A 25,763-nucleotide genomic window follows, 5' to 3' on the forward strand; every position below is an offset into this window, starting at 1 on the left:
ATGCAATTCGACAAGCGCGCCTGGCTCGACCGCATCAAGCGGATGTTCGCGGGCTTCGATCGCCCGCTCGCACTGATCGTGTTTCTGCTGTTGTGCGTCGGCATCGTCACGCTGTACAGCGCGAGTCTGGATGTCCCCGGCCGCGTGGAAGACCAGTTGCGCAACATCATGCTGACCTTCGTGCTGATGTGGGCGCTCGCCAATGTGCCACCCACCACGCTGATGCGTTTCGCGGTTCCGCTCTATACATTCGGGATCGCGTTACTGGTCGCGGTGGCGCTATTCGGCCTCACGCGCAAAGGTGCGAAGCGTTGGATCAATGTCGGCGTGGTGATCCAGCCGTCGGAAATCCTGAAGATCGCCACGCCGCTGATGCTCGCCTGGTACTACCAGCGACGCGAAGGTGTAATGCGCTGGTACGACTTTCTGGTAGGTCTGGTGATTCTCGCCGTGCCGGTCGGCCTGATCGCCAAGCAGCCCGACCTCGGCACAGCCGTGCTGGTGTTCGCGGCCGGTCTCTTCGTGATTTACTTTGCTGGCCTGAGTTTCAAGCTGATCGTGCCGGTGCTGATTGCAGGTGTGATCGCGGTCGTGTCCATCGCCGCCTTCCAGGACAAAATCTGTCAACCGGAAGTGCAATGGCCGCTGATGCACGACTACCAGAAACACCGCATCTGCACGCTGCTCGATCCGACTTCCGATCCGCTCGGCAAGGGCTTCCATACCATTCAGGCGGTCATTGCGATCGGCTCGGGCGGCCCGCTTGGCAAAGGCTGGCTGAAGGGCACGCAGGCGCACCTGGAGTTCATCCCTGAGAAGCACACCGACTTCATTTTCGCCGTGTTCGCCGAAGAGTTCGGGCTGGCGGGCGGCGTCGTGCTGCTCACGCTATACATGCTGTTGATCGCGCGTGGGCTGTATATCGCGGCCAATGGCGCGACGCTCTTCGGACGCCTGTTAGCCGGCTCATTGACCATGGCGTTCTTCACCTACGCGTTCGTGAATATCGGCATGGTGAGCGGCATCTTGCCGGTGGTCGGCGTGCCGTTGCCATTCATGAGTTACGGTGGCACCGCGCTGACCACGCTGGGCGTCGCGATTGGCCTGATCATGAGCGTCGCGCGGCAGAAGCGGTTGATGCAGAGCTAGCGCGGCGGTGCCGCGCGGGCTTTGCCGGCGACTCCACAAGCAAAGGGACGCTCTTCACGGAGCGTCCCTTTTTGCATCCAGCGTCGTTATCAAAACACCGCGGTCTTACTGCGGCTTCACTTCCTTCTGATCCCGCAACTGCGCGCTGAGTTGCTGATACTTGAGCCGCGCCGCCGGATCGCCTTGCGCCGCGGCAGCCGCGTAATAAGCGCGCGCCACGTTGAGATTCCTCTCCACACCGTCGCCGCCCCGCTCATAGAACGAGCCGGCCACGTATTGCGCGGTCATGTCGCCGCCCTGCGCCGCCTTCTTGTACCAGACGAACGCCTGCTTGTTGTCGCGCTCAGTGCCGCGGCCATCGAGGAACTGATTGGCCAGCGCCAGCTCCGCCTGCACGTGTCCCTGCTCCGCCGCCCTCAGGAACCAGCGGTGCGCCTCAACCGGATCGCGCCCAACGAACTCGCCATCGTCGTACATCTTGCCGTACACGTATTGCGCGTGCGACATGTTGGCGTCGGCGGCCTTGCGCAGCCATTTCTTGCCTTCATCGACATTGACCGACGTGCCTTCGCCGTTGAGCAGCATCATCGCGTAGTTGAACTCGGCGAGACGGCTGCCGCGCTCGGCAGCTTTGCGGAACTCGACAAGCGCCGCAGCCAGATTGCCGGCGTTGTAGTCGGCGACCGCGGTTTGCGTCTCCGGATCATTCGACTTCGCGATCCGGCTGTCTTGCGCATAGGCCGCCACATTCGCCATCAATGCCGCTGTGAGCGCCAGACGCACCACGACGCACTGCACCATCCCCTTCATGACCTCACCTCCTGCAGCGCCTGGCGAGTCGCGCGCAACATCCACATGACGTCCGCGGCCAGAGCGATGAATCGAAAACCGGCATCGCGATGCTGCTTCGCACTCGCGACGTCCATGGCAAAAATACCGGCGGCAATGCCTGCCTTGTCCGCGGCGCTGACGATGCGCGCCATCGCGGCCTGCACGTCGGCGTGCTTCGAATCGCCGAGATGACCGAGGCTCGCGGCGAGATCCGCCGGCCCGACGAACAGGCAATCGACGCCCGGCGTCGCCGCGATCTTTTCCACTTCCTGCAAGCCGCGCGCCGACTCGATCTGCACGATGGTCGCGATCTGCGCGTTGGCCGTCTGCACGTAGTCACGCCGCATGCCGTAACCCGCGGCCCGCACCGCGCCGGCAACGCCGCGCTCACCGTCGAGCGCGTCGGCGGTCGGATATTGCGTGAGACGCACGGCGCGCGCCGCCTCGTCCGCGGACTCGATATTCGGGAACATCAGCGTGCGCGCGCCGGCATCCAGCACGCGCTTGACGAGCCATGCCTCGCTGGACGGCACGCGCACCACCGGCTCGCTAGGCAGATGCGCGGCGGCGATCGCGCGCAGTTGCGAGGCGACGTCGCCGCTATCGTTCGGCGAGTGCTCCATGTCGATCAGCAGCCAGTCGTAACCGGCGTGCGCGAGCGCTTCGGCGGCGGCGTCGCTGCCGAGCGAGAGCCAAAGTCCGAACAGCGAATCGGTTTCTTTAAGGCGTGATTTGAGGGGATTGGTGAAGGTGCTCATCGCCGCGCTCCCTCGCAGTGAAGCGGCGCTTGGCCTGAACTGCGGGAAAGCGTGCTGCCCTCGTGGGCCAGATGAGCGCGCGGGCCGTGGCGGCCCGGCTGCCTGCTGCGACGCAATGCGGTGACCGGCATGTCTCGCTCCGTGTGGTTGTCGGAGCGATCATACCGTGACAATAACGCGAAGGTTGGGCCGCGCGAGCGGCCCGCGAGCGTCGGGTTACAGGCTTTAGTCGCGGACCACGTCGGCCCAGCAATTCGGCGTCTCGTACAGACGCAGCTTGTGCAGACGCAGATTCACGCCGTAGTGTGCGTCGTAGACGTTCGCGAGAATGTCGAATGCGACGGCGGCAAGATTTTCGACGGTGGGAATGCGATCGAGCACGACCGTCTTGTGGCCGGCCATCGTTTCCAGGAAACCGCGCACTTGCGTGTCGCCTTCATAGACGAGAAACGCGTGGTCCCACTTGTCGACGAGATGCTCGACGGCGAGCGACTTCACGTCCGCGAAGTCCATCACCATGCCGCGATCGGGCGCGCCTTCGGTGTCGACCAGATCGCCTTGCAGCGTGATTTCGAGCACATAGCGATGACCGTGCAGATTACGGCACTGGCTGCGGTGATCGGGGATGCGGTGACCCGCGTCGAATTCGAGTTTTCGTGTAATCGTCAGCACGGCAAATCAGGGAATGTTCAGATACTTGTGGGTCTGCATCGACAGGCGCCATTGCGGATGGCGTTTGCACCAGTCGATCGCGAGCTTGGTGTTGAGGTCGCGCGACGGTCCGTCCATAGGCTGGACGAGGAAATACTCGAAGTCGAGCTTCGCATACTCGGACAAACGCTGGTTGTCCTGCGGAATCACGACCTTCAATTCGTTGCCCTTGGTCACGACGAGCGGTGCGTCGGCCTTCGGGCTCACGCAGATCCAGTCGATCGTTTCGAGCACCGGCAGCGAGCCGTTGGTTTCGATGGCGATTTCGAAGCCGGCGGCATGCAGCGCGTCGACCAACGGTTGATCGATCTGCAGCATCGGCTCGCCGCCCGTGCACACCACGAAACGCTCGCCCTCGCCTTCGGGCCATTGCGACGCGATCATCTTCACGAGATCGTCAGCCGTGCGGTACTTGCCGCCATTCTCGCCGTCGGTGCCGACGAAATCGGTATCGCAGAAGCGGCACACCGCCCCGGCACGATCTTCTTCGCGGCCCGACCACAGATTGCAGCCGGCGAACCGGCAAAAGACAGCCGGACGCCCGGCATTCGCGCCCTCGCCCTGCAACGTGTAGAAGATTTCCTTGACCGCGTAAGTCATGCTGCTTTCTGCCCTGTGTTCCTGAAAATTATTGCCTGAGTTGCGCTGCTGCGCCGAGCGTCATCAGAGCGGCGCCGCGGTGACCTTCTCACCCGACAGATAGGCCTCGTAACCGCGCTTGCGCAAACGGCACGCCGGGCATTCGCCACAACCGAAACCCCATGCATGCAATTCGGCGCGTTCGCCGACATAGCACGTATGCGTCTCGACGCGCACCAGTTCAACCAGCTCGTCGCCGCCGAGCTCGTGTGCGAGACGCCACGTGTCGGCTTTGTCCAGCCACATCAACGGTGTTTCGAGCAGGATGCGCGTGTCCATGCCAAGGTTCAGCGTGACTTGCAACGCCTTCATCGTGTCGTCGCGGCAGTCGGGATAGCCCGAGAAATCCGTCTCGCACATGCCGCCGACCAGCACCTGCAAACCACGTCGATAGGCAATCGCCGCCGCGATGGTCATGAACATCAGATTGCGGCCCGGCACGAACGTGTTCGGCAAACCGTTCGCCGTAGCTTCGATCTCGATCTCGCGCGTCATCGCCGTATCGCTGATCGCGCCGAGCACCGACAGATCGATCATGTGGTCGTCGCCGAGGCGCTCGGCCCATGCCGGAAACGCGCGCGCGACCGCATTGCGAAACCCCTCGCGGCATTCCAGTTCGACGCGGTGCCGCTGACCGTAATCGAAGCCCAGTGTCTCAACCGTTTCATAACGTTCGAGCGCCCAGGCGAGACATGTGGCGGAATCCTGGCCGCCGGAAAACAGCACCAGAGCGCTACGTTTAGCGTCTTTGCGGATCACCGTGAAACTCCGTGAATGAAGAGTGCCACGTCGCGCTGCGCGAGGTGCGCCATGCAAGCAACGCGGCGCGACGCGTGCCGGCACTGCTGCCGGCCCAAAGCAGTATAGGCCGCGCCTTCCGCATGCAGAGTCGCTCGGGCTTATACCGTTAATCGTCGGGCGAAGGGTTCGGTGCTAATGGCGGCGTTGCCGCGCGGCACTCAGACGACGCACTTACGTGCAAGTCCTTGAACTGGCGCGATTTTATCACGCGACGCCAAACGCCGCCGAGCGCGCCCCGCACACGTGGCGCACACAAGCCGAAGCAACGCTGCCCGTCACGCCCCATCGCATCAGATGCACAAAAAGGAAAAGCCCCAGGAATCTTGCGATTTCCTGGGGCTGAATCCTGGTGGCCTGGGACGGAATCGAACCATCGACACGCGGATTTTCAATCCGCTGCTCTACCAACTGAGCTACCGGGCCAACGAAGAACGAAATGATATCAAAGGGTCAGCGCTCCGACAAGCCCCTTCTCGAAAAATTCTGTGGAAGCGAGATCCGCATGTTTAACGCCGGCTTCACTTCCGCGGTTCACTCACCTTTGTTTTTGCCAAGATCCACGCCGAGCTGCTTGAGCTTGCGATACAAGTGCGTGCGCTCCAGCCCGGTCTTCTCGGCCACGCGCGTCATGCTGCCGTTCTCGCGCGCGAGGTGATATTCGAAGTACGCGCGCTCGAACGCGTCGCGTGCATCACGCAGCGGAATGTCGAACGAGATCGAGGCCGTTTGCGCAGCCAGCGCGCCGCTGCCCATGCCGTCGGTGGAGAGCATCGGCAATGCCGCCGCCGAAGCGACCGCCGAAACACTCACCGGCAACACCGGCTTGGCCGCCGCGCCGCCGGGCGCACCCGCTGCCGTGCCCCGCGCGAGACCCTGTTCGACCGCCTTCAGCAGCTTCTGCAGCGCAATCGGCTTCTCGAGGAAATTGAGCGCGCCGATCTTGGTTGCTTCAACCGCCGTGTCGATGGTTGCGTGGCCGGACATCATGATCACCGGCATGGTCAGTTGCCCTTGCGCGGCCCATTCCTTAAGCAAGGTCACGCCGTCGGTGTCGGGCATCCAGATGTCGAGCAGCACCAGGTCAGGCGCCTGGCGCAAACGGAATTCGCGCGCTTCCTGCGCGTTTTCCGCGGCCTCCACGACATGCCCTTCGTCGCTCAGGATCTCCGAGAGCAATTCCCGGATGCCCATTTCATCATCTACCACCAGGATGGTTGCCATTTACGCTGCCCTTGTCTGCACTGTTGCTTTTGTCTTTCCCTGCGACGCACCGCCGTGCGCCGGACGCGGCCCTGTTCCGGGTGCCACGCCATCGTCTGCCAGTTGAAGGAAGAGGATCGAAATCTGCGCGCCCTCGATGACATCGCCCGCTTTCATGCGATTGCGGATGTCGATGCGCGCGCCGTGTTCATCGACGATCTTCTTGACCATCGCAAGACCCAGGCCCGTACCTTTGGCCTTGGTCGTTACGTAAGGTTCGAACGCACGTGTGAGGATACGCGCGGGAAAGCCCGCTCCGTTATCCGACACGGTCAGACGCACCGCGACGCGGACTTTGCCTTCCGCGTCGGGGTCTCCGTATTCTACTGTCCTCGTCTCGAGCAACACACGCGGATGCTCGAGGTCCGCCACCGCATCCTGCGCGTTCTGCAGCAGGTTGTGAATCACCTGACGCAATTGCGTCGCGTCGCCACGAATCGCCGGCAATTCGGCGAGCTCCACCTGAATGGCGCCCTTGCCTTCTTCGATACCGTACAGCGTGAGCACTTCGCTGACCAGATCGTTCAGCTGCAAATGGGCGAGCACCGCCGGCGGCGTACGCGCGTAATCGCGGAAGTTGTCGACCATCTGCTTCATCGCGGCGACCTGGTTCACGATCGTGGTCGCGCCGCGCTTCAACACATCGGCATCGGATGGCGAGAGCTTGTCGGCGAGTTTCATCTGCAGACGTTCGGCGGAGAGCTGGATCGGCGTGAGCGGATTCTTGATCTCGTGCGCGAGCCGCCGCGCGACTTCGCCCCACGCGATGGAACGCTGCGCGGAGATCACGTCCGAGATATCGTCGAACACCACGACGTAGCCGGAAGTCTGCATGTCTTCCGCGTCGCGGTCCGTCGCCGAGACAAGCCGCGCACCGCGCACGAGCAACGTAAGCGGCTCGGTTTCGTCCGGCACCTGCACGGAAAACTGCTGCTGCCAGTGGCCGCGATCGTCGTGACCGTCGCCGCTCGCCGCTTCGCGATCGGCAAACGCCTTGCGCACCATCCCGCCGAATTCGCTCAGCACGCCGATCTGATCCAAAGCCGAACCCATTACCGCCTGGAACGGCTGACGGAAAATCCGCTCGGCGCCACGATTCGCGGTGGTCAGTCTGAATTGCCGGTCGAACACGAACACGCCCGCAGTCAGGTTCGCGAGAATGCTTTCCAGATACGCCTTCGAGTGTTCAAGCGCGATGCGGTTGTTCTCGACCGCCGCGCGCGCTTCGGACAACTGCCGCGTCATCGCATTGAACGACTGCGTGAGAAAGCCCAGTTCGTCGCGCGATTTGATTTCGCGCTTCGGCGTGTAATCGCCTTCCGTGATTTCCTTGGTGCCTTGCGCCAGCAGGAACAATGGCCGCGCGAGCTGATTGCCGAGCGCGAGTGCGAGCATCATCGCGATGAAGGTGGCAAGGAACAGCGCGAGCGTCAGTGTGCCGATATACATCTTGCGCAGGCCCGTACGGCCGAGCGCCTTCTCCTGGTACTCGCGATAGGCGCGCTGCACCGCGTCGGCATTGCGCGCGAGCGTGGGCGAAACCGGCTGCGTGAGTTGCAGGAAGCGTTCGGTGGGCTGCAACAGCGCGGCGTTCGAATCGGGAATGCGTTGCACCACCCGCAGCCGCAACGCGCCCTTGCTGCCATGCGCGTGGGGATCGCCGTCCACTTCGCCTTCGATCGCCGCATAGCCACGGCCGCGCGCCTGTTCGATCATCAACGGCGTGGGCAAATCGTTCGGCACGAGCGTCGCGTAGTTGCCGGAGGCCTGCGCGACCACGTGCATGTCGGGCGTCGCGCCTGACATGCTGCGCGTAGGTTCGACGATCGTCGCATCCTGCACGCCGAACTGGTCGCGCAGACGCAGCAGCGTGAGCGTGGTGCCGGCGGCGTCCGCGCTCGCCAACTGTTCCGACATCAAGCGGCCCTTGGTTTGCAGATCGGACAGCGACGCGTCGAGCATGCCGCGCCCGAGATTCAATCCGGACGTGAGCGCGGTTTCGACATTCACATCGAACCACGACTCGATACTGCGCGACACGAACTGATACGACACGACGTAGATGATGCCGCCCGGCACCACGCCGACCAGCGCCATGAAGAACGCAAGTTTCGCCAATAGCCGCGTGCCGAACTTACCCTTTCTCAGCCGCGCGATGATGATGATGACGAGCGTCGCCACCACCAGCAAAAAGATCATCGCGACCACGAGGTTGGCGGCGTAGAGCCACTGGTAATAGCGGTCGAAGAATTCGGTGTTCGCGCTGGCCGCGGCGAGCAGCACGAGCAGCAGCACGGCCGTCACGGCGACCGTCGACACCAGCACGCGCACGACGATGCTGCTGACACTGGTAGCGGAGCGCACTCTATTTAGCACGTTCGGTCACCGTGAATGTAAAGCGCTTCCATTCGGAAGCGAGATTCCAGTCGCGGTTGTTCACCGCGTCGATCTGAAACGGCTTGGGCATCAGCGCGATGTCGAGTTGCATGCGCACCGACGCGTTATAGGTCTCGCCGACACGCACTTCATTGCGATCGATCACGTGCCACGACGTGATGTGCTTGATCACCGCGAGCGCATCCTTGAGCGTGGTGAAGCCGAGCTGCAAACCGCCGGACGACACACTCGACACGCGATACTCACGCGTGAGCGGCTGGAACGACAGGCGAATGCTTTGCGACACGCTCACCGGCTGCTCGTCGAACCAGTACCAGCGCGGCCGGCTCAATTCGAAGTCGGTCGTGAAATACAGCGGAATGCCTTTATTGACCGCGTCTTCGAGGTTGCTGTTCAGATCGAAGTCGAAACGTGCGTCGAGATTCCAACCCGTGTTGTCGGCTTGCAGCGATGCACGCTGCACCGCGATCGAATCAGCATGCGCCACGCCCGGCGCCGCCAGCCATACGGCCAGCGCGATCCAGAGCACGGCAGCGAGCCGAAGCGGGAAGAAGCGTTTGATGGTCACCGTTTCTGAAAGCGCGCGTAGAAGAATCCGTCGTGGTCTGAGTTCGCGCCGGCGCTGTCTTCAGCGGGTTGTCCGGCATGAGAACCGGCCGATGTGTCGGCGGGCGCGCGAGCGACTGAAGGCAACAGTTGCCCCGGCGCGTCCAATCGTACCGCATCCTGATACTTGTTTCCAAACCACTGCGCCTGCAACTCGCCTTCTTCGGGAAAGATCGAACAGGTAACGTAGAGCAACTCGCCGCCTGGTTTCACGAGCGGCCAGAGCGCGTCGAGAATGCGGCGCTGCTCGGCAACCAGCGCGGGAATGTCGGATGCGCGGCGCAGCCAGCGGATATCCGGATGACGCCGCACGATGCCCGACGCCGAACACGGCACGTCGGCCAGAATGCGGTCGAACGGCGGGTCGATGTCGTCGTGCCATTTTGCGGGCGCGCCCGCGTCGCCGATCCGCACTTCCGCTTCGAGCTTGAGCCGCTGCAAATTTTCGCCGATACGGCGCGCGCGCGACGCGTCGCTTTCGAGCGCGACGAGCTGAAGGTTGGCCAGTTCGAGCAGATGGCCGGTCTTGCCGCCGGGCGCCGCGCAGGCGTCGAGCACACGCATGCCGTCGCGCACGTCGAGTAGCGGCGCGGCGAGCTGCGCGCCGGCGTCCTGCACCGAGACGACGCCGTCGCTAAAGCCCGGAATGCGGTCGACCGGCATCGGCGTGGCGAGCTTGACGGCGTACTCGCCGGCCCTGCTCGCCGCAATGTGATGGTTTTGCAGCACTTGCAAGTAGGCGTCGACGGTCGATTGACGCGCGTTCACACGCAGCGTCAGCGGGCCTTGTGTGTTGCCGGCGGCTAGCACCGACTGCCATGCGTCGGGCCACGCGCGCTTCACGGCATCGATCCACCATGCCGGATAGTTCCAGCGTGCGACTTCGTCGGCTTGCGCGGCGCTCAATAGCGTTTCGCGTTCGCGCAGGAAACCGCGCAGCACGGCGTTGACCAAGCCCTTCGCAAAGGCGAATTCACGGCGCGCGCCGATCGCGCTCACTGCCTGATCGACGACCGTGAACGGTGCGTACGCAGCGTTCGCTTCGTCGTCGACGAGCAGCGCCAGCGAGCACGCGAGCACATGGCCGACGTGCGGCGGCGGCGCCTTTTTCACCAGCTTCGCGATCAGCCACTCGGCAATCGCGAGACGTCGCATGGTGCGGTAGGCGATGTCCTGCACCGCGCCACGCGCCGCGGCAGCGCTGGCCTCGGGCGCGGACACGAAGACGGATTGCAGCGCGGCCGGCAACGCTGCGCCGAGACGCACGGCGCCGACCGCCTGTCCCGCGCAGTCGAGCGCGAATCCGAGCGATTCGGGCGCGAGATGCAGCATCGACAAACGTGATTCGCGCGGGCGCGCCGATGAGGAAGCGGTACGCGAAGAAGGCTTTGTAGTCATCAAGAAGGCTATGGCGGGCCGCGCGGGAGCGCGCGACGCAATCAACACGCATTGTAGCGTGGCGCGCGACGCGGGCCGGCGGGCGGTCTGTGAGCGTGGTGATCGCGGATCTATGGCCAGCGGGAAGGAGTGGGACTGAAGCGCGGGTTGGATATATCGGCGCGGACGTAGCGTAACGCGGCGCACGAGTCCGCGGGCAGCCTGCAAGCGTAGAGATTGCAAATCCACGGTGGCTGCAAAGGCCGGGGGCCCAAGCGCAGGCTCAACGATGCGGCGCGGGCCCTCAGGCGCCTCGCGAACAGAGTGAATTATCTCGTGATAACGCAGCGCGTCAGCCGCTCACGCCCTTGCGCCGAAATAAAAAGGCAAGCCCGCAGACTCGCCTTTTTCCTACACCGCGCAAGGAAGGCGCAGCGTTATTCGAAGCGCCCCGTGCGCGCCATTTCCATCAAACGCGCGATGCGTTCCTCGGTGGCCGGGTGCGTAGAGAACAGATTCGCGATGCCGCCGCCCGACAGGGGATTCATGATCATCATCTGCGCGGTGGCCGGATGCTGCTCGGCTGTCGGAAACGGAATTCCGCTCGCGTAACGATGGATCTTGTCGAGCGCCGAAGCGAGCGCCTGCGGGTCGCCGGAAATCTGCGCGCCGCCGCGATCGGCTTCGAATTCACGTGCGCGCGAAATCGCCATCTGAATCAGCGCACCGGCAATCGGCGCCAGCAGCGCGACGGCGATGCCCGCGATCGGGTTCGTGGAACGGCCGTTTTCGTCGCGGCTGCCGAAGAACATCGCGAAGTTCGCCAGCGCGGAAATCGCGCCGGCCATGGTGGCCGAAATGGTCGAAATCAAAATGTCGCGATGCTTCACGTGCGAGAGTTCGTGCGCCATGACCCCGCGCATTTCGCGCTCGGACAGCACGCGCAGAATGCCGGTGGTGGCGGCGACCGCCGCATGTTCCGGATTGCGGCCGGTGGCGAACGCATTCGGCGCGTCTTCGTTGATCAGGTACACGCGCGGCATGGGCAGGCCGGCGCGTGTGGAGAGTTCACGCACCATGCGGTAAAACTGCGGCGCACTGGTTTCGTCGACTTCCTGCGCGTTGTACATGCGCAGGACCATCTTGTCCGAGAACCAGTACGAAAAGAAATTCATCCCAAGGGCGATCACGAGCGCGATCGTCATGCCGCGCGACCCGCCGATCATCCCGCCGATCACGATGAAAAGGGCCGTGATCGCGGCCATCAACATCGCGGTTTTGACCCAATTGAACATGTCTGCAACTCCTTGCCCTAACGCGGGTTCATATCTGCGCCGCGTGATCGCGGCGCCCGATTGTAAGCTAAATGTTAGATATGGGCGCGTCAGGAAAATTCAATCATCTTGACGCAGTGGCGAGCTTGATACCCAGGCCGATAAAAGCGCTGCCGACTCCACGATCCAACCACTTCTTCACCGACGCCCGGCCAGAGAAACGCCGCGTCACACTGCCTGCGATCCACGCGACAAAACTGTTCCAGACCATGCTCATCATGACGAACACCGCACCCAGTGTGAGGAAAGCGAGCGCTTTGTGATCGGTGCCGGTCGTCACGAATTGCGGGAAGAACGACACGAAAAACAGCACGACCTTCGGGTTCAGCACGTTAGTCCAGAAGCCTTGCAGGAAAAGCTGGCGCAGCGACCTGGGCGCGCCGGCCGCGCGCGCTTCGCCCGCAGCGTCATCGGCGACAGCCGGCTTGGCGAAGAGCAAACGCACGCCGAGATACATCAGATAAATAGCGCCGACGAACTTGATGACCGTAAATGCGGTGGCCGATGCAGCCAGCAACGCGGTCAAGCCGAACGCGCAGGCCAGCGAGTGAACGCAGCAGCCGGCGGAAATGCCGAGCGCCGACATGAGACCCGCGCCGCGGCCTTGAGCGACGCTGCGCCCGACGATATAAGCCGTATCGGGACCGGGCGTCACGTTTAGAAGGAAGACCGCGACGACGAAAAACTCGAAATGGGTAATGCCGAACATGTGAATCCTCAAAATCCGGGGCCGTTACATGAAGGATTCTACGCGCGGCAGGCCTGTCCTGCGGGGTCTCGAACATCGGCCGAATGGACGATGTTCAGGACATACGCAGCGGTGTTACTTTGCTTCGGGAAGTTGAAAGCGCTGCCCCGCAGCCAGCGTCGAGCCAGCCAGAAATTCGCGCACCGGCAGGCGTTTGCCACCGGGTTTCTGCAATTGCGTGAGACGCAGCGCGCCTTCGCCACAGGCTACGACTACGCCTTCGGGGGAGACGTCGGTGATCGTGCCGGGCGCGTGGCTGGCGGCTGCGCCGTCGATTGCAACAGCGGCCCAGATTTTGATGGACGAGCCGTCTTCAAGCGTGGCTACACCGCCGGGGAACGGATCGAACGCACGCACCTGGCGCGCGAGCACGTCCGCCGGGCGGCGCCAGTCGAGCGCGGCTTCGTGTTTGCCGATCTTTTCCGCGTAGGTCACGCCTTCCGCGGGTTGCGGCGTTGCCGCCAGTTTGCCGGTGCGCTCGAGTTCGATCAGCGCTTCGACGATCAGCTTCGCGCCGTCCTGCGCGAGACGGTCGTGCAACGTGGCCGTGGTGTCGTCGGCGGAAATCGCGGTGCGTGCTTCGGAGATCATCGCGCCCGTGTCGAGGCCGACATCCATCTGCATCAGCGTGATGCCGGTTTCGGCGTCGCCCGCTTCGATCGCGCGATGAATCGGCGCCGCGCCACGCCAGCGCGGCAACAACGACGCATGAATGTTGATGCAGCCGAGCGGCGGGATATCGAGCACTTCCTGCGGCAGGATCAGGCCGTATGCGGCGACCACCATGACATCGTGCGGCGTAGCGCGTAGTTGGTCGATCGCGGCAGCGGCTTCAGCCGGATATTTGCCGGCGCGACGCAGCGAAGGCGGCTGGGCGACGGCCAGTCCGTGCTCCTGCGCGTAGCGCTTGACCGGACTCGCCTGCAACTTCATGCCGCGCCCGGCGGGCCGGTCCGGCTGGGTCAACACGAGCGGTACATGGAACCCGGCGCGGTGAATCGCGGCCAGCGCGGCCGCGGCAAACTCCGGCGTACCGGCAAAGATGACGCGCAACGAATGACTCATGAACGGGGGCGGTAGGCGAGGTGAACGCGCATTACATCGCGTGGGCGAGCTTCTTCATCTTGCTCTTGATGCGCGTCTGCTTCAGCGACGACAGGTACTCGACGAACACGCGGCCCATCAGGTGATCCATTTCGTGCTGGATGCACACCGCAAGCAGGCCTTCGCAGTCCATCTCGAAGGTTTCGCCCTTCTCGTTGAGCGCCCGCACGCGCACTTTCTCCGCACGCTCGACGTTGTCGTAAATGCCCGGCACCGAGAGGCAGCCCTCTTCGGACAGCTTTCTTTCGTCGCTCGACCAGATGATTTCGGGGTTGATGAAGGCGAGCAGTTCGTTGTGGTCGTCCGACACGTCGATCGTGATCACCCGCTCGTGCACGTCCACCTGGGTCGCGGCAAGGCCGACGCCCGGGGCGGCGTACATGGTTTCGGCCATGTCCTTGACGAGGCGGCGGATGCGGTCGTTGACCACTTCGACCGGCTTGGCGATCTTGTGCAGCCGTTTGTCCGGGTAATTGAGGATGTTGAGTAAAGCCATGATCTCGAGTGTGATTTTCGGGCGCCGCCGACCCGTTGAAGGTTCGTTGGCCTTTCGGCCAGGTTGTGAGCCCGTCGCGTTGCGCAGAGGATAGATGGTGTCGAACCGGTTCGATTCAACGCGCCACGGCGCCAGACGACGAGCCCGCGCGGGTGGGCGCGGCGCTGCGGTTATTTCGGATGATGAAAATTTTAGCATGGCGCCCGCCTGCCCGCTGGCCCTGCAGGAGGATCGACCCGCAATGCACACTTTGCCTGCAACCCATATCGAACTTGCCGCCTGGCTGCGGCTTGCGCTCGCGCCGGGTCTGAAACCCGGAGCGCTGCGCTTATTGCTCGGCGCGTTCGGGTTGCCTGAAGCGATATTCGGGCAAGCACCCGAGGCGCTCGCCGAGATTGCCGGCGAGGCCGCGGCACGCGCAGCGCTGGCTCCAACAGGCCCCGATTTCGACGCCCAACTGGACGCGGTGATCGCGTGGCGCGAGCAACCCGGCAATCAGGTCGTGACGCTCGACGACCCCGCTTATCCGCCGGCACTGCTGACCATGCCCGATCCGCCGCCGCTGCTATATATAAAGGGCCGGTTGAACCTGCTGCACACGCGGGCGGTCGCCCTTGTCGGGAGTCGCAGCGCGACGCCGCAAGGCGTCGAAGACGCGGAGCGATTCGCGCGCGAGCTGTCGGTGGCCGGTGTGACCGTCGTCTCCGGGCTCGCGCTCGGTATCGACGGCGCCGCGCATCGGGGCGGCCTGGAAGGTATCGGTGGCACGGTGGCCGTAATCGGTACCGGCGCGGACCTCGTGTATCCGGCCGCGCATCACGCGCTCGCGCGGCAGATCGCGGTGCAGGGCGCGATTCTCTCCGAATGGCCGCTCGGCACGCCCGCGCGCGCCGCCAATTTTCCGCAGCGTAACCGTCTGATCGCCGGCCTCGTCAGCGGCGTGGTGATCGTCGAAGCGGCGATGCGCTCCGGTTCGCTGATCACGGCGCGGCTCGCCAACGAGATGGGACGCGATATCTTCGCGTTGCCGGGTTCGATTCACGCGCCACTGTCGCGCGGGTGTCATCGGATCATCAAGCAAGGCGCGAAGCTGGTGGAAACGCCGGACGAAGTGCTGGAGGAACTGGGTTTCGCGCGGCGGGCGGCTCCGCAAGCGGGTTCGGGTTCAAGTTCGGCGCACGCCACCTTCTGGAGCCGCGCCGACTTGGGAAACAGACCCGCGCGCAGCGCCGCGGACGTGGATCGAGCGGACCCGGCAGCGCTTCAGCCGACAGAAGCGTCTCCGGCTGACTCAGGAGAAGCAGCATTGGCCGCCGCCCCGCCCTGCCCACCGGCCAATCCCGAAGCACAGCGCCTCCTCGCCGCGCTCGGCCATTCGCCCACCACGCTTGAAATTCTCGCTACCCGTACCGAGATGGAGGACGCGGACCTGCAAACTGCCTTGCTGCAAATGGAACTCGCCGGCCAGGTGACCATGCTGCCCGGCGGCCGCTTCATGCGGGCAAGCCACGGCCAACGCGGCATTGATCAGAGTTGACCACCATTCACGATCGGCCATGCTACATTCGCGCCAAAGCACCTGACAAAAGTACGCAAGGAACCAAGATGCCCGCGCTAAACCTCGACACCGACCAAGACCGGATCGCCGAGCGCGTCAACGAACCCGAAACGCTGTTCGTGGCCTGCCTCTGCGCGGAATGGTGCGGGACCTGCCGCGAGTATCAGGACGCTTTTGACAAGCTGGCCGACCGGCACCCGGACATCTGTTTCGCATGGATCGATATAGAGACGCATGCGGACCGATTCGAGGATCTGGATGTGGAGAACTTTCCGACCATCCTGATCGAAGATTCGGTTACGACGCGATTCTTCGGCACAGTTTTGCCGCAAGCGGCGATTGTGGAACGGATGTTGTCTGATCTGACGGCCGTGCCCGGCGTGAGCGGTGCGCCGAAACTGCGGCCCGCGCTGGCGGTTGCCTGATTCAGGCTGGCCAGCTTGCAAGCCCGGCGGCCCGGGCGTTGCGTGCGATGTATAAGGCGTTGGCGCCGGCTTGCCCAATGCCTGAGCACGCGATTATGAATTCGCGCTTTTTATGGCACTTGACACGCCGGTCGCGCGCCGTGTGCTATAAAGCGGTCGTTAATGGGTCGCAAAGGTCGCAAACGAGGGTAGCGCTAACAGAAGCGCACTCACGGCCATCAACCCTGATCTACCAACCTCACATCGAGTCATGTCCAAAGCACTGATCATCGCCGAAAAGCCTTCCGTCGCGAACGACATCGCGCGCGCTTTGGGCGGATTTACCAAGCATGACGAATACTACGAGAGCGACGAGTACGTCCTTTCCTCGGCAGTCGGCCATCTGCTGGAAATTGCCGCGCCTGAAGACTACGAAGTCAAACGCGGCAAGTGGAGTTTCGCCAATCTGCCCGTCATTCCGCCGCACTTCGATCTGAACCCGATCGCCAAGAGCGAGTCGCGCCTGAAGGTGCTGACCAAACTGCTCAAGCGCAAAGATGTAGACCGTCTGATCAACGCATGCGACGCGGGGCGCGAGGGCGAGCTGATTTTCCGCCTGATCGCGCAGCACGCGAAAGCCAAGCAGCCGGTGCAGCGCCTGTGGCTGCAATCCATGACGGCGGGCTCGATCCGCGACGGCTTCGCCCGCCTGCGCAGCGACGAAGAGATGCAGCCGCTCGCCGATGCGGCGCGTTGCCGCTCGGAAGCGGACTGGCTGGTCGGCATCAACGGTACGCGGGCCATGACCGCGTTCAACAGCAAAGGCGGCGGCTTCTTCCTGACCACGGTCGGGCGGGTGCAGACGCCCACGCTGTCGATCGTGGTCGAGCGCGAAGAGAAGATTCGCCGCTTCGTGCCGCGCGACTATTGGGAAGTGAAAGCGGAGTTCGTCTGCGCGGCCGGTTTCTACGAAGGCCGCTGGTTCGATCCAAAATTCAAGCGCGACGAGTTCGATCCGGAAAAACGCGATTCGCGTCTGTGGGCGCTGCCCGCGGCCGAAACGATCGTCGCCGCCTGCCGTGGCCAGATCGGCACGGTGACGGAAGAATCGAAGCCGTCCACGCAACTGTCGCCGGCGCTGTTCGATTTGACCAGCTTGCAGCGTGAGGCCAACGGCCGCTTCGGCTTCTCGGCGAAGAACACCTTGGGCCTCGCCCAGGCACTGTACGAAAAGCACAAGGTGCTGACCTATCCCCGTACCGACGCGCGCGCGCTGCCGGAAGACTACCTGGATACGGTCAAAGAGACGCTTGGCATGCTCAAGGAGAGCAACAACTATCTGCCGTATGCCAAGCAGGTGCTCGACAAGGGCTGGGTGAAGCCGAACAAGCGCATCTTCGACAACTCGAAGATCAGCGACCACTTCGCAATCATCCCGACCCTGCAGGCGCCGAAGAATCTGTCGGAACCCGAACAGAAGCTCTACGACCTCGTCGTGAAGCGCTTCCTCGCGGTGTTTTTCCCGGCAGCAGAATACAAGGTGACGACGCGGATCACGGAAGTGGTCGGCCATCACTTCAAGACTGAAGGCAAGGTGCTGGTCGAGCCCGGCTGGCTGCAAGTCTACGGCCGCGAGATCAGCGGCGAAGACGCGAACCTCGTGCCGGTGCAGAAAGACGAAAAGGTCAAGACCGACAAGATCGCCGCCCAGCAGCTGGTGACGAAACCGCCCGCACGCTACAACGAAGCAACCTTGCTGTCGGCCATGGAAGGCGCGGGCAAGCTCGTCGAAGACGACGAACTGCGCGAAGCCATGGCGGCCAAGGGGCTCGGCACGCCGGCCACGCGCGCGGCGATCATCGAAGGTCTGCTGGGTGAAAAGTATCTGATCCGCGAAGGCCGCGATCTGATTCCGACCGCCAAGGCTTTCCAACTTATGACGCTGCTGCGCGGTCTAGGCGTGAAGGAACTGACGGCGCCCGAACTCACCGGCGAGTGGGAGTACAAGCTCTCGCAAATGGAACGCGGCAACCTGCCGCGCGACGCGTTCATGCAGGAAATCGCCCGCATGACGCAGACCATCGTCAAGCGCGCGAAAGAGTACGATTCCGACACGATCCCGGGCGATTACGCGACGTTGCAGACGCCTTGTCCGAATTGCGGCGGTCAGGTGAAGGAAAACTACCGACGCTTTGCCTGCTCGAAATGCGAGTTCTCGATTTCGAAAATTCCGGGCGGACGTCAGTTCGAAATTCCGGAAGTCGAAGAACTGCTGCAGAACAAGACGATCGGTCCGCTTTCGGGTTTCCGCAGCAAGATGGGCCGCCCCTTCTCGGCGATCCTGAAGCTGTCGTTCGATGACGAGATCAAGAACTACAAGCTGGAATTCGACTTCGGCCAGGATGCGGGCGGCGAAGACGGCGAACCGCCTGACTTCTCCGATCAGCAACCGGTGGGCGCGTGCCCGAAATGCAAGGGCCGCGTGTTCGAGCACGGCATGAGCTACGTCTGCGAAAACTCGGTCGCCAATCCGAAGACTTGTGACTTCCGTTCGGGCAAGGTGATCCTGCAGCAAGAAATTGCTCGCGAACAGATGGCCAAGCTGCTCGAAGAAGGCCGCACGGATCTGCTGACGAACTTCAAGTCGTCGCGTACCGGCCGCAACTTCAAGGCGTTCCTCGTCAAGCAGAACGACGGCAAGATCGGTTTCGAGTTCGAGAAGAAGGAGCCGTCGGCGAAGACTGCCGCGAAGACCGCAGCGGCGAAGTCGGCTGCGAAGGCTGCCCCGGAAGCGGAGTCGGAGGACGACGAAGTGTCAGTGGCCGTGAAGGCCGCGCCGGCAGCCAAGAAGACGGCGGCGAAAAAAGCGCCGGCGACCAAGACCGCTGCGGCCAAGAAAGCACCCGCCAAGAAAGCGGTGGCGCGCAAAACCGGCTCGTAAGTCGAACTGGTCGCGGGAAGGCCGGAAGAGGATTCGCTTCCGGCTCGCCTAATTTGAGCTTGCAATGAAAAAAGGCGCGATCACATAACGTGACCGCGCCTTTTCGTTTGTCCGGCCGAAAGCGCTTATCAGCGGCTTTACAGGCTCGCCCGATTCGCGACTTACAGCGGCGACAAAGCCGTGGGCCGGGTGCGAGGCGTCGCCTTGGCCAGCGTCTTCGGCAGCGGCGATAACTCGCTGTCCAGCAGGCGTGAGAGCGGTTCAGCGCCGTCGAACGCTTCCGGCGGCATGGCGTCCGCGGAATCGAGCGCCGTCGTCGTGGCGGCCCGGCCGAGGCCGTCCTCCTTGATCCACTGTTCACCAAGCAGACTATTCGGCGTCTGGCTGAAATGCTCAACCAGATGGTCGATAAACGTACGCACCTTGGCCGGCAAGTGACGGCGGCTCGGATACGCAATGTTGATCTCGACCTGCGGCAACCGGTAATCGCCGAGCAGACGCACAAGGCGGCCACGCGTCATGTCGCGGCCGATCAGATAGCTCGGCAGGATCGCGATGCCCATGCCGAGCAACGCAAACTGACGCAGCATTTCCGTATTGTTCGCGACGATCACGTTCGCCGGACGCACGCGCACTTCGCCTTCCGGGCCGGTGAACACGCGCTCGTCGCCCCAATATTCGGACGGCAGGCTCAGGCACGGATGCTCGAGCAGATGCTCCGGACGCGTAGGCATGCCGTGCTTCTCGAGATAAGCCGGCGTGGCGCACACCGTCATGCAACCGGTGGTGAGACGCCGAGTGACGATACTTGCGCTGCGCATTTGCCGCGCGATCACCACGCCCACGTCGAAGCCTTCTTCGACCAGATCCACCTGACGGTCGACCAGCGTGACATCGGGAATGACTTTCGGATAACGCTCCGCGTACGTCTGGAGCACGGGTGCCAGATTGTGCAATCCGAACACGACCGGCGCGACGATTCGCAACGTGCCGACGGGTTCGTGATTGCGCGCGACCACCATCTGCTCGACATCTTCCAGTTCGTCGAGAATCTGGCGCGCGCGCTCAAGATAAACCTGACCTGATTCGGTCAGAGACAAGCTGCGGGTGGTGCGATTGAGCAGCCGCGTACCTAGACGGCCTTCGAGGTCCGCAACGTGCCGGGTCGCAACTGCGTTGGAAATATCCATCGCGCTCGCAGCGCGGGCAAAACTGCCGAGATCCGCCACTCTGACGAAAACTCGCATCGACTGCAAATGATCCATAGGACAACTCCTGCCGTGTTACAGCTTCCTGACAATCGGGGAAAACCAGCGAAGCGAACTTGGAATTCTCCTACGACTCGCGGAATCGTGCAGAAGTTGCCCGCGAAAGCGGAAATATTGTCAATATTTGTGCGACTGTGCTCCCCAGTGTGGGGCACGATCAGGAATTGTTCCTGAAAAGGAAACAATCTGCTGCGGTGCAGCTTGAACTGCCATTTTTGTTCGAACAGACGGAATGGCCGTCGGCGTGGCAAAACCAGGAAGCTCGTCATGCGGACGGGCGGCAATAAAAAAACCGCCCGAAGGCGGTTCCGTTCAAGGTGAACACTCACCTAATCAGGCGGCGAGCTTCTCTTCGAGTGCGCGTTTGGCCTCCGTCAGCGCGGGTGGCAGACCTTGCTGCAATGTGTCAAACAGCTCGGCGTGCAGCGCGAATTCCGCGCGCCAGGCTGCGTCGTCGACGGAAATGACCTGCTCGAACTGCTCGCGGCTGAAATTCAGCCCGCTCCAGTCGAGGTCCTCGTAGTGCGGCGACACGCCGAACGCATGTTCCTCACCGTGAGCCGAGCCTTCGATCCGGCCGACCATCCAGCTCAGCACCCGCATGTTCTCGCCGAAGCCCGGCCATACGAACTTGCCGTCGGCGCCCTTGCGGAACCAGTTGACGCAGAAGATTTTCGGCAGCTTCGCGTTCAGTTGCTCCAGACGCTCGCCGGTTTTCAGCCAGTGACCGAAGTAGTCGCTCATGTTGTAGCCGCAGAACGGCAGCATCGCGAATGGGTCGCGGCGCACCACGCCCTGCTGACCGGCTGCGGCGGCGGTCGTTTCGGAGCCCATGGTCGCGGCCATGTAGACGCCTTCCACCCAGTTGCGCGCTTCGGTGACGAGCGGCACGGTGGTAGAGCGACGGCCGCCGAAGATGAACGCGTCGATCGCGACGCCCGCCGGATTTTCCCAGTCGGGGTCGATGGACGGGCATTGCGAGGCCGGCGCCGTAAAGCGCGCGTTCGGATGCGCCGCCTTGCGGCCGCTTTCCTTTGCACTGGCGGGTGTCCAGTCCTTGCCTTGCCAGTCGATCAGGTGCGCGGGCGCGTCGTCCGTCATGCCTTCCCACCAGACGTCGCCGTCGTCGGTGAGCGCGACGTTCGTAAAGATCACGTTTTCCTTCAACGTGGCCATCGCGTTGAAGTTGGTCTTCTCGCTCGTGCCGGGCGCCACGCCGAAGTAGCCGGCTTCCGGATTGATCGCGTACAGCCGGCCGTCCTTGCCCGGTTTGATCCAGGCGATATCGTCGCCGATCGTGGAGATTTTCCAGCCGTTCAAGCCTTCCGGCGGAATCAGCATTGCAAAGTTGGTCTTGCCGCACGCCGACGGAAACGCCGCCGCGACATGATGCTTGCGGCCTTCCGGCGAGGTCACGCCGAGAATCAGCATATGTTCGGCGAGCCAGCCTTCGTCGCGGCCCATGGTCGAGGCGATGCGCAGCGCGAAACACTTCTTGCCTAGCAGCGCGTTGCCGCCGTAGCCCGAACCATAGCTCCAGATTTCGCGCGATTCAGGGAAATGGACGATGTATTTGGTTTCGTTGCACGGCCACGGCACGTCTTTCGCGCCGGCCACTAGCGGCGCGCCGACCGAATGGACGCACGGCACAAACTCGCCGTCTTCGCCCAGCACGTCGTAAACCTTGCGGCCCATGCGCGTCATGATGCGCATGTTAGTGACCACGTACGGGCTGTCGCTCAATTCAACGCCGATGTGCGCGATCGGCGAGCCGAGCGGGCCCATCGAAAACGGCACGACATACATCGTGCGGCCGCGCATGGAACCTTCGAACAGGCCGTCGAGCGTCGAGCGCATTTCGGCCGGTGCGATCCAATTATTGGTGGGGCCCGCGTCTTCGCGACGCTGCGAGCAGATGAAGGTGCGATCTTCGACGCGCGCCACATCGGACGGGTCGGACCATGCCAAATAAGAATTGGGGCGTTTGGCGGGATTGAGCTTCTTGAGTGTGCCTGCTTCGACCATCTGTGCACAAAGCCGGTCGTATTCTTCCTGCGAACCGTCACACCAGACGACCCTGTCCGGCTTGGTCCTGGCGGCAACGCGCTGGACCCAGTCGAGCAGCTTTCGGTGTTTGACCCACGCGGGCGCCTCGATAGTAGGCTGTCCTTCGAATGAGGGGTGGTTCATCGACTTGTCTCCGTTTTGAAAAACAATAGAAAAAACGGTACAAGCCCAGAGACGCTGCATGCGAGAGGCATTCAATTCTTCACGCCGGGTGCCTGCCACCCGACGCGCAATTGTGCAGATCGTTCCGGGCCACACAGCCTGTGAGCGGAGGCACCGGCCGACGGGCTTCTGCAACCGTCTGTAAAGCGGCTTGCCTCAACACGCAACAAACTGTTAAAAACGATGTCAATCGGCCTTGCCGTGGCGCTGCCATTCTGTGCGGTAGCTACTACGGTAAGGCATTCAGCCAGACCGGCATGTGACCTAGGTCACATGGTGGGACAGTCAGCATAACACTCCGTTCCGCACCACCAAGGTGCGTCGTAAGACACATACCATGAAGATTGCCATCCTCGACGATTATCAGGACGCCGTGCGCAAGCTCGACTGCTTTCAATTGCTGGCCGACCATGAGGTCAAGGTCTTCAACAACACCGTTCGCGGTCTCGGCCAGTTGGCAAGCCGTCTTTCGGAAGTCGACGCGCTCGTCCTGATTCGCGAACGCACCCGCATCAGCTCGCAACTCCTCGATAAATTGCCGCGTTTGCGCATGATCAGTCAGACCGGCAAGGTTTCCAGCCACATCGATCTGAACGCGTGTACCGAGCGCGGCATTGCCGTGCTGGAAGGCACCGGCTCACCGTTCGCGCCTGCCGAGTTGACGTGGGCTCTCATCATGGCCGCCCAAAGGCGGATTCCGCAATACGTAGCAAACCTTAAGCAAGGAGCCTGGCAGCAGTCCGGCCTGAAGACGTCGGCGCTGCCGCCGAACTTCGGTTTGGGCCAGGTATTGCGTGGCCAGACGCTGGGGATCTGGGGTTACGGCAAGATCGGCAGGCTGGTGGCCGGTTATGGCAAGGCATTCGGCATGAACGTGTTGATCTGGGGCCGCGAGCATTCGCGCGAAGCCGCTCGCGCTGACGGGTACAGTGTCGCGGAGAGCCGCGAGGCGCTGTTCGAGCAGAGCGACGTGCTGTCGCTGCATTTGCGCATGCACGACGACACGCGCGGCATCGTCAAACAGGAAGACCTGATGCGGATGAAGCCGACCGCGCTGCTCGTGAACACGAGCCGGGCCGAGTTGCTCGACGACAACGCGCTGGTGAATGCGCTATCGCACAACCGTCCGGGCATGGTCGCGATCGACGTCTACGAAAGCGAGCCGATTCTGCAGGGCTACAGCCTGCTGCGCATGGAAAACGTGATTTGCACGCCGCACATCGGCTATGTGGAGCGCGAAAGCTACGAGCAGTATTTCACCGCCGCATTCAAGAACATTCTGGCTTTCGACGCCGGCGATACGAGCAGCGTGGCGAATCCGGAAGCCTTGCAGGGCGGCCGTCGGCGTTAAAAAACCACTGCGTTTTTTGGGGCGATAAGCGCGCCGTGCGAATTCGTGCGACGCGCTCATCGCCGTTTGGCTTCGCGCCGCGGCTACCGCTCAATTCACCGTACCGCTTCGTGCGCGCCGGCTTCCAATAGATCGGGAACACGTTCGAGGAAGGTCTCGCCGTCGGCACGGCCGAGGTTGTACGCGTGGATCATCTGTGACGGACTGGTGTAATCCCAGCTCGAGATCGGCACCTTGCGCGACGGTTGTACGTAAAGCCGCTGCTGCACGCCGTGCGGCACGACGAACATTTGCGGGCGCGGATAGAGGCGGGTGACCATCACCAGCACGTTGCCCGGCGCCTCGGCGTCGAGCGCGCCGACGGGCACGTTGTCGACCATCCCGCCATCCAGCACCGGCCGGCCGTTGCGTCGCAAAACCGGCGTGAACGGCGGCGTGCTCGATGACTGCAAAATCAGATCCGCCAGATCCTCGACGCTCGCGCAATCCTGTGCGCGCACGAATTCCGGATGAAAGCCGAGCGTCTGACCAAGTGTCGGATGCAACGTCTTGCGCACGTATTTTTCGATGTTGTACGCGATCAGGCCGGCCGCGACCGCGCTGCGCGCGCCGAGCCAGCGCGGCAGATGCGATACGCCGATGCGGATTTCCGGCGCATCGGCGAGTGTCGAAAACTTCTCGCCGTAGATGTCCAGCAGCGCCTGACGGTAGATGCGGTAATGCGGAAACACCGACTCGCCGCGCAGCAGATTGCCCCAGTAGGCGTTGCGGGTGTTGTGGCGCAGCGCCTCTTCGTAATAGCGCATGACCCAGTCGGAATCGCGCGTGTAGAGCATGCACGCAGTCGCGGCGCCGGCCGAAATACCAGTGATGACACGCGGTCGGATCCGCAACTCCGGCTGGATCACATCCCAGAAACCCGCCTGCCACCAGCAGCGATTGCCGCCGCCGGCGAATACGACCTGATCGAACATCCTGGTTTTTCCTCTAATGCGGCTCTCTGGCCTGTATCAGTCGAGCAGCGCGTAGGTGGTGGTGGCGTGAACGGCCATGTTGCCGGATTCGTCGAATAACTCGACTTCGCCGAACACCAGATTGCGGCCCATGCGCAGCACCCGGGCGGTGATCAGCACGTCGCCCTTGCGCACCGCGCGCATGAAATTGATATTGAGCGAGACCGTGGTCATAGGCTTGAAACCGCCGAGCGCGGCCGAAATGGCGACGATCATCGCTGTGTCCGCCGCGGCCATAAACACTTGCCCGCAGATCACGCCGCCCGAATGACGCAGCCCGCCGGAAAACGGTAGGCGCAGTGTGGCAGCTTCTTCATCGACCTTGACCGGCGTCAGCGTGAGCGCACGGACCCACGGCGCGAGGATGCGGTCGAGCAATTCGTTAATCTCTTTGTCATCCATGGCAATCCCCGGTCGAAGGCCGCGCGAGGCTTCGTGCGGCAAGGCGTCCGCGACATGATACCGGGACGATGCAGGGCGCGCCTTTTTCGCGACAGTGCGGCCATGGACGAACGCCTCGGGCTCTGGGATGCAATTATTTTTAAGAAATCTGCGAAGGGGACTTGGCAAGCCCGAAAAATTTCTGCATAATTTCGCTTCTGTTGGGGGCGTTAGCTCAGTTGGTAGAGCAGCGGACTCTTAATCCGTAGGTCGAGTGTTCGAGTCACTCACGCCCCACCAAAGAATTCAAAGCAAAAAGCCCGGTCCTTGCGACTGGGCTTTTTGCGTTCCGGGTCGCGCGCCCGCACCACGTCAGGCTCACGAGCGCCCCCCCACACCGGAACGCC

The 25,763-nt window shown here is 62.8% G+C and carries 23 protein-coding genes and 2 tRNA genes; 7 read left to right on the plus strand and 18 right to left on the minus strand.

Going from position 1 to position 25,763, the window contains the following annotated elements:
* Positions 1-1,149, plus strand: coding sequence for a rod shape-determining protein RodA (gene rodA, locus B0G82_RS05530; protein WP_116143360.1), 1,149 nt, complete (start codon positions 1-3; stop codon positions 1,147-1,149).
* 105 nt (positions 1,150-1,254) lie between these two features.
* Here rodA and B0G82_RS05535 read toward each other — a convergent pair whose 3' ends face one another.
* The 14 genes from B0G82_RS05535 to def all read right to left on the minus strand — a co-directional run bounded on the left by B0G82_RS05535 (position 1,255) and on the right by def (position 14,211).
* A complete protein-coding gene (locus B0G82_RS05535; RefSeq protein ID WP_241974657.1) occupies positions 1,255-1,905 on the minus strand; it encodes a tetratricopeptide repeat protein in 651 nt (216 codons plus the stop codon).
* Positions 1,906-1,955: 50 nt separating this feature from the next.
* A complete protein-coding gene (locus B0G82_RS05540; protein WP_121306884.1) occupies positions 1,956-2,738 on the minus strand; it encodes an aldolase/citrate lyase family protein in 783 nt (260 codons plus the stop codon).
* 225 nt (positions 2,739-2,963) lie between these two features.
* Positions 2,964-3,407, minus strand: a complete 444-nt coding sequence (queD, locus tag B0G82_RS05545) for a 6-carboxytetrahydropterin synthase QueD (protein WP_090518804.1) — start codon at positions 3,405-3,407, stop codon at positions 2,964-2,966.
* Between the two features lie 9 nt (positions 3,408-3,416).
* Positions 3,417-4,049: a 7-carboxy-7-deazaguanine synthase gene (gene queE, locus B0G82_RS05550; protein ID WP_121306885.1), complete on the minus strand. Its 633-nt coding sequence runs from the start codon at positions 4,047-4,049 to the stop codon at positions 3,417-3,419.
* A 63-nt stretch (positions 4,050-4,112) separates the two neighbouring features.
* Positions 4,113-4,847, minus strand: coding sequence for a 7-cyano-7-deazaguanine synthase QueC (queC, locus tag B0G82_RS05555; protein ID WP_121306886.1), 735 nt, complete (start codon positions 4,845-4,847; stop codon positions 4,113-4,115).
* Between the two features lie 389 nt (positions 4,848-5,236).
* Positions 5,237-5,312, minus strand: a tRNA-Phe gene (locus tag B0G82_RS05560).
* A gap of 108 nt (positions 5,313-5,420) precedes the next feature.
* The gene (esaR, locus tag B0G82_RS05565) at positions 5,421-6,110 is read right to left on the minus strand and encodes a response regulator transcription factor EsaR (protein WP_116143370.1); all 690 of its coding nucleotides are present in this window, start codon (positions 6,108-6,110) and stop codon (positions 5,421-5,423) included.
* Positions 6,111-8,525, minus strand: coding sequence for a PAS domain-containing sensor histidine kinase (locus B0G82_RS05570; protein ID WP_121306887.1), 2,415 nt, complete (start codon positions 8,523-8,525; stop codon positions 6,111-6,113). It abuts the gene before it with no gap.
* The gene (locus B0G82_RS05575) at positions 8,515-9,114 is read right to left on the minus strand and encodes a DUF4390 domain-containing protein (protein ID WP_012431384.1); all 600 of its coding nucleotides are present in this window, start codon (positions 9,112-9,114) and stop codon (positions 8,515-8,517) included. The genes B0G82_RS05570 and B0G82_RS05575 overlap by 11 nt, the downstream gene beginning before the upstream one ends.
* On the minus strand, positions 9,111-10,550 hold the full coding sequence (gene rsmB / locus B0G82_RS05580; protein ID WP_121306888.1) for a 16S rRNA (cytosine(967)-C(5))-methyltransferase RsmB: 1,440 nt from the start codon (positions 10,548-10,550) through the stop codon (positions 9,111-9,113). Before rsmB ends, B0G82_RS05575 begins: the two co-directional genes overlap by 4 nt.
* A gap of 416 nt (positions 10,551-10,966) precedes the next feature.
* Positions 10,967-11,824: a zinc metalloprotease HtpX gene (htpX, locus tag B0G82_RS05585; protein WP_012431382.1), complete on the minus strand. Its 858-nt coding sequence runs from the start codon at positions 11,822-11,824 to the stop codon at positions 10,967-10,969.
* Between the two features lie 103 nt (positions 11,825-11,927).
* Complete coding sequence (locus tag B0G82_RS05590) at positions 11,928-12,572, minus strand: LysE family translocator (protein WP_121306889.1); 645 nt, start codon at positions 12,570-12,572, stop codon at positions 11,928-11,930.
* A 114-nt stretch (positions 12,573-12,686) separates the two neighbouring features.
* Positions 12,687-13,676 carry a methionyl-tRNA formyltransferase gene (gene fmt, locus B0G82_RS05595; protein WP_121306890.1) on the minus strand — a complete coding sequence of 330 codons (990 nt, stop codon included), beginning with the start codon at positions 13,674-13,676 and terminating at the stop codon, positions 12,687-12,689.
* A 31-nt stretch (positions 13,677-13,707) separates the two neighbouring features.
* On the minus strand, positions 13,708-14,211 hold the full coding sequence (gene def / locus B0G82_RS05600; protein WP_106283999.1) for a peptide deformylase: 504 nt from the start codon (positions 14,209-14,211) through the stop codon (positions 13,708-13,710).
* 241 nt (positions 14,212-14,452) lie between these two features.
* Between def and dprA the strand changes: the two genes are divergently transcribed.
* The 3 genes from dprA (at position 14,453) to B0G82_RS05615 (ending at position 19,114) form a co-directional block, all read left to right on the plus strand.
* Complete coding sequence (gene dprA, locus B0G82_RS05605) at positions 14,453-15,748, plus strand: DNA-processing protein DprA (protein ID WP_121308620.1); 1,296 nt, start codon at positions 14,453-14,455, stop codon at positions 15,746-15,748.
* A gap of 68 nt (positions 15,749-15,816) precedes the next feature.
* On the plus strand, positions 15,817-16,194 hold the full coding sequence (locus B0G82_RS05610; protein WP_106283961.1) for a thioredoxin family protein: 378 nt from the start codon (positions 15,817-15,819) through the stop codon (positions 16,192-16,194).
* A gap of 250 nt (positions 16,195-16,444) precedes the next feature.
* The gene (locus tag B0G82_RS05615) at positions 16,445-19,114 is read left to right on the plus strand and encodes a DNA topoisomerase III (RefSeq protein WP_116143388.1); all 2,670 of its coding nucleotides are present in this window, start codon (positions 16,445-16,447) and stop codon (positions 19,112-19,114) included.
* 161 nt (positions 19,115-19,275) lie between these two features.
* Here the strand turns inward: B0G82_RS05615 and B0G82_RS05620 are convergent, their stop codons facing one another.
* Entirely contained in the window at positions 19,276-20,379 is a 1,104-nt protein-coding gene (locus B0G82_RS05620; protein WP_121306891.1) for a LysR family transcriptional regulator, read from the minus strand.
* Between the two features lie 59 nt (positions 20,380-20,438).
* Here B0G82_RS05620 and B0G82_RS39350 point away from each other — a divergent pair, with 59 nt between their 5' ends.
* On the plus strand, positions 20,439-20,669 hold the full coding sequence (locus B0G82_RS39350) for a hypothetical protein (RefSeq protein ID WP_147439449.1): 231 nt from the start codon (positions 20,439-20,441) through the stop codon (positions 20,667-20,669).
* A gap of 46 nt (positions 20,670-20,715) precedes the next feature.
* Here the strand turns inward: B0G82_RS39350 and B0G82_RS05625 are convergent, their stop codons facing one another.
* Positions 20,716-22,572 carry a phosphoenolpyruvate carboxykinase (GTP) gene (locus B0G82_RS05625; RefSeq protein ID WP_121306892.1) on the minus strand — a complete coding sequence of 619 codons (1,857 nt, stop codon included), beginning with the start codon at positions 22,570-22,572 and terminating at the stop codon, positions 20,716-20,718.
* Between the two features lie 376 nt (positions 22,573-22,948).
* Between B0G82_RS05625 and B0G82_RS05630 the strand changes: the two genes are divergently transcribed.
* Positions 22,949-23,962 (plus strand): D-2-hydroxyacid dehydrogenase family protein, encoded by a 1,014-nt coding sequence (locus B0G82_RS05630; protein ID WP_106283965.1) that lies wholly within the window; start codon positions 22,949-22,951, stop codon positions 23,960-23,962.
* A 95-nt stretch (positions 23,963-24,057) separates the two neighbouring features.
* Here the strand turns inward: B0G82_RS05630 and B0G82_RS05635 are convergent, their stop codons facing one another.
* A complete protein-coding gene (locus B0G82_RS05635) occupies positions 24,058-24,936 on the minus strand; it encodes a patatin-like phospholipase family protein (protein WP_116118652.1) in 879 nt (292 codons plus the stop codon).
* 36 nt (positions 24,937-24,972) lie between these two features.
* Positions 24,973-25,377 carry a PaaI family thioesterase gene (locus B0G82_RS05640; protein ID WP_121306893.1) on the minus strand — a complete coding sequence of 135 codons (405 nt, stop codon included), beginning with the start codon at positions 25,375-25,377 and terminating at the stop codon, positions 24,973-24,975.
* Between the two features lie 203 nt (positions 25,378-25,580).
* Here B0G82_RS05640 and B0G82_RS05645 point away from each other — a divergent pair.
* Positions 25,581-25,656, plus strand: a tRNA-Lys gene (locus B0G82_RS05645).
* The last annotated feature ends 107 nt before the right edge of the window (positions 25,657-25,763 follow it).

Source organism: Paraburkholderia sp. BL17N1 (assembly GCF_003634175.1).
GTDB lineage: Bacteria > Pseudomonadota > Gammaproteobacteria > Burkholderiales > Burkholderiaceae > Paraburkholderia.